Origin of the sequence: Streptomyces sp. NPDC091649 (genome assembly GCF_044756785.1) — a bacterium.
In the GTDB taxonomy this organism is placed as follows: Bacteria; Actinomycetota; Actinomycetes; order Streptomycetales; family Streptomycetaceae; genus Streptomyces.
Genome location: NZ_JBIVTR010000001.1, coordinates 1138508 through 1144648, shown reverse-complemented (window position 1 = coordinate 1144648; position 6141 = coordinate 1138508). Strand labels below are relative to the sequence as shown.

Genomic DNA, 6141 nt, shown 5'->3' with positions numbered 1-6141 from the left:
GCGGGGGGGGGGGGGGGGGGGGGGGGGGGGGGGGGGGGGGGGGGGGGGGGGGGGGCCCGGGGGGGGGGGGGGGGGGGGGGGGGGGGGGGGGCCCCCCCCACGCCGCCCTCGGCGAGCTGGGGGATCTTGGGCAGGTCGACGCCGAACTTCTTCCCGAAGAAGCTGAAGCTCAGCTTGTTGAGGCCGTCTATGACCCAGTTGGCGAAGGAGATCAGCGCTTTGACGGGCCCGGTGACGGCGGCCATGACGCCCTGCATGCCGGTGCTGATGAAGCGGCCCATGCCGTTCAGGGTCCGGGACAGGGCGCTCTTGACCCGGGTGAACATGCTGGGGATCTTCTGCGTGATCCAGCTCAGGACGGGCTGGATCACGGTGCGGAATCCGCTCCAGGCCCGGCGGACGAGGCCGGAGAGGGCGCGGGTGGCCGAGGTGACGGCGCTCCGGGTGAAGTGGAAGCCCTTGGAGAGGAGCGGGCCGACGACGGCCAGGACGGTGGTGATGACCTTGATGGCGGCCTTGAAGTAGGCCGAGATCACGGTGGCGTACGCCTTGAGGACGGGACCGAGGAATTTCCAGATTCCCTGGAACACCTTGCGGACCTGGTCGAAGACCTGCTGCATGATCTTCTGGCCGGCCTGGGAGTTGAGCGCGTACTCGATCAGGAAGCCGACCAGCGGAGTGACCAGGCCGAGGACGAACCCGAAGGGGTTCGCGCGCATGGCGACGTTGACGGCGGTCATCGCGCCGGAGGCGACGGTGAGCGCGCGGCCGAAGAAGCCCATGAGCTTGGAGACCATGCCCGAGCCCTTGCCCAGGACGCCGACGGCTCCGCTGAACGCGGCGCCCTCGGTGGCGATCGAGTTCAGGGGCGCGACAGCGGGGCGGGCCTTGGCGCTGCCGGTACGGAGCTGGGTCGCCGTACGGCCGGCTGTCCGGCCCGACTTCGTGAGGGACCTGCCGGCCGCGTCCGCCCCGGTCCTGATCTGCCGGAGCTGGGCGCCGGCTGCGGTGGCGGAGCCCTTGATCCGGCCGGCCGCGGTCGATGCCTGCCCCAGGGTCCGCGCGGCGGTGTGAACGGACCGGCCGGCCGCGGTGAGCCGGATGCGGAAGGTGTTCAGCGCTCCGGCGACTCCCGCGAGCGGGTCCGAGCCGGCCCGGAGGGCCGCGGCGCTCATCCGCGGGCCTTGGACAGGAACAGCAGGGCGGTGGCGGTCTCCTGGAGGTCGGCGGAGGACGCCTCGTAGTAGTTCTCGATCTGGAAGCCGGCCATCGCGCCGGCCGTGGCGTTGACCGAGTCGGCCCTGGCCCGGCGGGCGGTGTGCCGCAGCAGCCGGTCCAGCTTGGACAGCGGCAGCACGGCCTCGGCCTCACCGGCCTCGGCGACGATGGCGTGGACGCCGCCGTTGCGCGGGGCCACGATGCCGCCGGCCGCCAGCTGCGGGATCTTCGGCAGGCTGATGCCGAAGGTCTTCCCGCCGACGCCGGGGACCCAGCCGGGGATCGACACCTTGATGCGGTTGAGCTTGCCGATCGCGGAGTTGATGAGCCGGATGACGGCGTTGACGGGGCCCTTCACCGCCCCCTTGATCTTGCCGAAGGCGCGGCTCGCGATGCCCTTCAGCCCGCCCCAGATGCTGGACAGCCTCTCCTTGACGCGGCTGAACGCCTGGGGGATGACGTTGCGAATCCAGTTGACCACGGGCGTGATGATCTTCCGGATGCCGTTCCAGACGCTGGAGATGACCTTTCTGACGGCGTTCATCACCGTGGTGATGATCTTCTTCCAGGCGTTGAAGTAGGTCGTGATGACCTTGGCGACGGCCTTGATGACGACGGTGATCGCCTTCTTGATGCCGTTCCAGACCTTCTTGATCAGTGCGCCGGCCTTCTTCATGATCGGCCCGACGACCTTCATGACCGAACTGATGACCTTCTTGATCGCGGCGAAGGCGGCCTTGAGGACCTTCTGCATGGTCTTCGAGCGGGTGGCCATCTCGACCACCTTCTCGACGAGCGGGGCGAGCAGGGAGAACAACTGGCCGACGAGGTTGCCCTTCATCGACTTGTTGAGCCCCTTCATGCCCTTGGACGCCTTGTCGGCCCCGGACTTGAACTTGCCGACCTGGGGCCCGCTCTTCTTGGCGGTCCGGCCGGCCTTGGCCATCGAGCGCTCGGCCTTGTCGGCGGCGCGCTGGATGGCGGTGAGCTGACGGGCGGATGCCTGGGCGGAGGTCTTGAGCTTCTTCAGTTCGCGGTCGCTGCCCGTGGCCCGGCTCTGCAGACCGCTCGCTGCCCGGGCGGCGGTGTCAGCCCTTGACCTGAAGTTCCCCAGCGCCGTGGACGCCTGATTGAGCGAGCGCAGCAGAGGCATAGTTCTTCCTATCGTCCAGTTGGTTCCGGGAGCGAGAGTCAGGAACCGAGTGCCTGGTCAATCGTCCTGATGATTTCCATGAATTCATTTCTGGCTCTCGTCGTCCTGTCGCGTATGTCGAGTGCGAATGCTTTGGCGTTCGTGTGTGCTTCTTTTATCTGGCGGAGATGGCCGGACGACTCCTCCCGGTACTGGAATATTTTTCGGTTCTGGGACGCGGCTGCGGCAACCAGATCGGACGGGGCGGGCGAGGGGGTGTCGGACGTCCCTCCGCCTTGCGGCGACCCGCATCCGACGCCGCGCGCTGATCCACCAGGAATTGCGGGACAACCCGTGGTGATTCGACAACGTCGAGATTCCGGGTTTCATAGAGCTCTCGCTCCAGCCGTTCGTACTCTTCACTCGCCGCTGTCCCGTTCTCCCGGTGCACCTCGTTGACGACAGAGTGGGCAGGCATTAACGTCCGCGGTAACTTGCGCAGAGGGAAACCGGCATCCGATGCAAGTTTTGGCATTTGTCGCTTTAGTGACACTCGGTGGCGTTTCCTTCTCGGCTTATGTAGGGTTCAGGGCCCTTGTGGCGATGTTCTGGCAGAAGATTCTCCTGGCCCGAAAGGGAGTGCGCACCAAGGGGGCGTGTTCGGGGCATGCGAGCGGCCGGGTACAGCAGTGGGGTCGTCGTCGATTTCACGGACGAGCTCGGTGGGCCCAATAGAATGGTGGCTGCCGGCTGGCAGGGTACTCCCGGAAAGGGGTGGCGAGGTGGAAGGCGAAGCTCAATGCTGACCACATGCGAGCGCGCTCCAAAGTGAGTGAGAGTGCCGTTGCGGCATGTCCGATCGGCTCCGAGGCGCTCTTCGCCGGTTCGTCAGTCGGGCGGTTTTTCTTCAAGAAGCCGTTCATAAGGAGTCCGTAGTGACAAAAATTGCGTCCGAGCCCCTGGGGTTGCTTCTCGCCTGCGCTTCCGGCGTTCTGCTTTTTGCTGGCTGCTACGCGTTGATGAGGGCTGTCAACGCGATACGTCTTGCCATGTCCGGCGTTCAGGCGGAGGGTTCCTGCGCCGGCTATTCAGCTGGACGCTTCGGGCAGTCGGTGATAGTCGACTACCGTGCGCGTGATGGCGTCGAGTACACGATGACCACGGAATTCTGGGCGGGTAGACTTCCTGCACCGGGTTCCAGAATGGACGTCATCTATCTTCCGCAGAGGCCGAAGATATCTGACGTCGCCCCCCTCAATCCCTGGCGTGTGATGTCGAAGTCGGTCACGGCCGTATTCCTTTTTCCTCTCACGTTGGCATTGGCGCTCTCGATGATGGCAAGCGCGCTGGAGAAAATGGGGTGGCCCTGTGAGGGGCGCCAGCGACGTGCTTCGCCTCCCGCGATTGGCGCCGGGCCGGATGTGCCGGCCCCGGATCTCACCGGTCAGGGCAACAGGGCGGGCACACCGCCGTTGTGCGTTCGCCGGTGACCGGTGTCAGCACCGTTGATCCGCCGGTGAGCGGTGCCCGCCCGCGCGGATGGCCGGACGGAGATGCGATCGAGGAGTTCTGGAGAGACGCAGCATGACCGGTCACGCCTATGCCGAATCGCACCCATTGCCGTATTTCCTGATCGTGGTGCTCTGCTTGCCGATAGCCCTTGTGTCTTGTGGCGCTCTGGGGCGCGTTCCGATGGGCTGTGCTCTCTCTGCGGGGCGTGGCCGTCGTCGGGGACGAGCCGGGGCAGCGCTTCGGCGCGACCTTCACGGTGGACGGGAAGACGTACCCGTGCCATGCGGACCTCGGACCGGAGGACCCCCGAGGGAACGGCGATGGGGCGGGGCTGATCCTCTACGACCCCCGCAAGCCCCGGAGGAACGACGCCCGGTGCACCCTCCGGCCTTCACGGCTCAGCGGCTGCGTCTTCTTGGTCGTGCTGCTCGTCACCGCGATGGTGTGGGCCGGTATCCGGCTGATCGGCTTCTTCCGAGAAGGAGACCGGTCCGCGCGCGTCCGGTGGCGTCTGCCGTGACGGCAGCGACGCCCCGGACCTGACGGGGCGTCATGTGCCGGGCGGAGCCCTGGGCAGAGGTCTTGAGGTTCTTCAGTCCGCGGTCGCCGTCGGAGGCTCTCGGCAGAGCCTCCGACGGCTGTGCCGGTTTCCTTCGATGTTCTGTCCGAACATTCCGCGAGATCTCGGGGGCTCTGCCGAGAGAGCTGACGAGAGGCATGGTTCGGAATCTTTTCGGCGTCCTCAGGCGAGGGCTCTGAGCAGCGAATTGATCCTCGATTCGAGGGCCCGGACCTGCTCGGCCGCGTCCTTGAGCTGTTTGGGGTTCTGGGCGGCGACAGAAGGCTGTGCGGCCGCACCACTCAGGCTTCGGCTCTGCTGTGCGTGCCGGCGGTTGATTCCGTCGATACGTGTGTGTGCGGACTTCGCCAGCCGGTCGGCCGTGCCCACGTCCGTGCGCATCTTCGCGATCTGACTGCCGACGGCCTGTTTGGTGCGTACCACCTGGTCGCCGAGCTCACGCGCGTACCGCTGGGCGCCGGTGGCGGTCTGCTGCGCCCGCTGCACCTCGGCCGCACTGGCTGCCGAACGTCCCTGGTTCTCGTCCTCAAGGGTGACGGCCCGGAGCCTGTCCAGACCCTCCTGGATGCGCTCGGATTCTGCGTTCTCGCGCCTCTCCCGACGCTCCGCGGAGCTGAAGATAGAGTTCTCGAAGGCGTGGACACCCGGGAAACGGAACACCTCCACGCCTGCTACGGACAGTCCGCGCTCATTCACTGTGAACCAGGACGGGTCGAACTTGAAGAGCTGGGTGTTTGCGTAGAGCAGTTGATTTCCGGACGCTACATGTTCACCCAGAACCCCGTCCACTGCGCTTTCCACGTTGTCTCGCGGATGGAAACTATTCTTGTACTCATTGAACTCGTCCGTCGTGACGAATTCGCCCATGATTTTCCTCCTTTCCGTACTTCGTGGCACTGCATCGGACCCTTGACACCCCGCCCGGCGCCTTCTACTATGCGCAAATGCTGATCGGTGTGCTATTTCTCCTGGTTTTTGCCGGATTGCTGACGCTCGCGGCTATTGTGACAGGGGTTCTCGAGCTGCTCGCCTTCGCGCGTATCAAGCGCAACGGTGTGGAGGCGAGCGCCCTGTGCAAGGGGCATATCTGGGGCACGGTCGGAAAGCGCTACCGGCTGGAATTCACCGATTCCCAGGGCGCAAGCAACATGATCTGGACGCCTCGTTACTGCGAGGTCGGCCGGACGTACACAGTCCTTTACGACCCTTCCAACCCCAAGTGGTCGACCTTGGCTCCCGTGGAGGTCTGGGACCTGTCCCGGCCGCGCCAGGTCGTGATGATCGGCGGGTGTGTCGGCCTGGTGGTGGTCACGATGATCACGCTGGTGATGCGGTGATGTGACGGGAGGCCCCGCTCAGGAGAAGAAGCGGGCCAGATCGCTCGGGCTGGGCGCCTCCGGCGGCTCGTCGGGGGCGGCCTCGTCCCCCGGCCTCGGCACCGGCACGGGCGGCTCCGGGGGGTCGGAGTCCTCGTCGGTGTTGACCGAGGCGAACATCCAGTTGGCGGCCGCGAGGTGGTCGACGGCGGCGGCGAGCAGGTAGTCGGTGACGCCCCATTCGGCGCTCTCGCCGTGGAGTCGCTGAGTGGTGGCGCTGTCGCGTGGCATGTGCTTGACCAGCACCGCGAGCCGGCGGGAGGAGAGCCGGCCGCGGTGCCAGTCGAGCAGGTCCACGCCGTAGTGCCGCAGCAGGTCGGCTT

At 66.2% G+C, this 6141-nt stretch carries 7 protein-coding genes (1 of these 7 running past the window's edge); 3 read left to right on the top strand and 4 right to left on the bottom strand.

Translation table 11 applies throughout. From position 1 onward, the window contains the following. Both ACIQMU_RS05055 and ACIQMU_RS05050 read right to left on the bottom strand, forming a co-directional pair. Positions 1-1175: the 5' portion of a tape-measure protein gene (locus tag ACIQMU_RS05055; RefSeq protein ID WP_402688218.1), read on the bottom strand. 16 nt of this gene lie to the left of the window's left edge; the window shows 1175 of its 1191 coding nt (coding positions 1-1175); its start codon is at positions 1173-1175; the stop codon falls past the left edge of the window. Then, positions 1172-2371, bottom strand: a complete 1200-nt coding sequence (locus tag ACIQMU_RS05050; RefSeq protein ID WP_352240205.1) for a phage tail protein — start codon at positions 2369-2371, stop codon at positions 1172-1174. The genes ACIQMU_RS05055 and ACIQMU_RS05050 overlap by 4 nt, the downstream gene beginning before the upstream one ends. 914 nt (positions 2372-3285) lie before the next feature. Here ACIQMU_RS05050 and ACIQMU_RS05045 point away from each other — a divergent pair. Further along, on the top strand, positions 3286-3840 hold the full coding sequence (locus tag ACIQMU_RS05045; protein WP_402688217.1) for a hypothetical protein: 555 nt from the start codon (positions 3286-3288) through the stop codon (positions 3838-3840). A gap of 209 nt (positions 3841-4049) precedes the next feature. After that, the gene (locus ACIQMU_RS05040; protein WP_352240208.1) at positions 4050-4382 is read left to right on the top strand and encodes a hypothetical protein; all 333 of its coding nucleotides are present in this window, start codon (positions 4050-4052) and stop codon (positions 4380-4382) included. A gap of 222 nt (positions 4383-4604) precedes the next feature. Here ACIQMU_RS05040 and ACIQMU_RS05035 read toward each other — a convergent pair whose 3' ends face one another. After that, positions 4605-5309, bottom strand: coding sequence for a hypothetical protein (locus tag ACIQMU_RS05035; protein WP_352240209.1), 705 nt, complete (start codon positions 5307-5309; stop codon positions 4605-4607). 77 nt (positions 5310-5386) lie between these two features. Between ACIQMU_RS05035 and ACIQMU_RS05030 the strand changes: the two genes are divergently transcribed. After that, positions 5387-5779: a DUF3592 domain-containing protein gene (locus ACIQMU_RS05030; RefSeq protein ID WP_352240210.1), complete on the top strand. Its 393-nt coding sequence runs from the start codon at positions 5387-5389 to the stop codon at positions 5777-5779. A gap of 18 nt (positions 5780-5797) precedes the next feature. Here the strand turns inward: ACIQMU_RS05030 and ACIQMU_RS05025 are convergent, their stop codons facing one another. After that, positions 5798-6115: a hypothetical protein gene (locus ACIQMU_RS05025; RefSeq protein ID WP_402688216.1), complete on the bottom strand. Its 318-nt coding sequence runs from the start codon at positions 6113-6115 to the stop codon at positions 5798-5800. Positions 6116-6141: the final 26 nt, after the last annotated feature.

Excerpts from the sequence above, each read along its gene's own strand:
- ACIQMU_RS05035 (WP_352240209.1), bottom strand. The coding sequence starts at position 5,309 with ATGGGCGAATTCGTCACGACGGACGAGTTCAATGAGTACAAGAATAGT.
- ACIQMU_RS05030 (WP_352240210.1), top strand. The coding sequence starts at position 5,387 with ATGCTGATCGGTGTGCTATTTCTCCTGGTTTTTGCCGGATTGCTGACG.
- ACIQMU_RS05050 (WP_352240205.1), bottom strand. The coding sequence starts at position 2,371 with ATGCCTCTGCTGCGCTCGCTCAATCAGGCGTCCACGGCGCTGGGGAAC.